Annotated in this window: 1 protein-coding gene; it reads left to right on the top strand. The window is 39.4% G+C overall.

What is annotated here, in order from left to right; translation table 11 throughout:
* A partial coding sequence (locus ABD077_RS25095) for a DUF7507 domain-containing protein (RefSeq protein WP_425545924.1) occupies window positions 1-1,227 on the top strand: 1,227 nt, incomplete at both ends.

The raw sequence follows: 1,227 nt of genomic DNA, 5'->3' as shown, positions 1-1,227 counted from the left end.
ACTGATGGAGAGCCGGATAACGATCCAACAGTTACGGATCTTATAGCCGATCCAAGTTTAAGTGTTATCAAGACGGTTAGAGTAGCGGGAAGTGCCTTGAATGATGTCATTGAGTATGATATTGTAGTAACCAATACTGGTAATGTTACTTTGACTGATATTGAAATTACCGATGATAATGCAGATGCAGGCAGTATCGTAGGCAGTCCAATAGCAAGTTTAGCCCCAGGGGCTAGTGTAACGGTGACAGCGAATCAAACGATTACACAGGCAGATATTGATGCTGGATTTATAGAGAATAGTGCTACAGCTACAGGAGATAGTCCAGATGGAACAGATGATGTAACAGATGTATCCGATGCAGGTGATGAGACTGTTGAGACACCAAATGGAGATGGTACGACTGATGGAGAGCCGGATAACGATCCAACAGTTACAGATCTTATAGCAGATCCTGAGTTAACATTAGTGAAAACAGGAGTAGCTAGTGGTTCAAATGTTGGAGATGTGATTACCTATACATTCACTGTGACCAATACTGGTAATGTGACTGTTAGTAATATCTTTATAGATGATATCCTTACTGGAAGCACAAATCTAGCGATTACTCCGTCTACATTGGCACCAGGAGAGCAAGGTACTGCACAAGCAACATATGTAATTACACAGGTTGATATTAATAACGGAGAAGTTATAAATAGTGCAACTGTGATAGGAGAAGATCCAAATGGAGATGATGTGATTGATGTTTCAGATAATGGAGATGAATTAGTGGATGATAATGGTGATAGTGATCCAACGAATGATGAGACGATTACCGATATTGATCAGCTACCTAATTTAGCACTTACTAAAACAGGTATCTATGTAGATGTTAATGATGATGGTCTTCCAAATGTTGGAGATGAGATTCAGTATACCTTTACAGTAGAGAATACGGGTAATGTAGATATTACCAATATTGTATTATCAGATCCGCTACCAGGAATTGTTATAAACGGCGGTCCGATTGCTTTATTAGCAGTAGGAGAGATTGATACAACTACATTTACAGCTACCTATGTATTAACAGCAGAGGATGTTCTTTCAGGAGAAGTAATCAATCAGGCTATAGTCACAGGTCAAGATCCAAATGGAGATGATGTAGTTGATGTTTCTGATGATCCTACCAATACAACTGATGATGATACCGATGGAGATGGAGATCCAGAAGATGAAACCGTTACA

Source organism: Aquimarina litoralis (assembly GCF_039523995.1).
GTDB lineage: Bacteria > Bacteroidota > Bacteroidia > Flavobacteriales > Flavobacteriaceae > Aquimarina > Aquimarina litoralis.
Note: the sequence above shows the minus strand (reverse complement) of the source record. Positions and strands in the feature narration are given on the sequence as shown.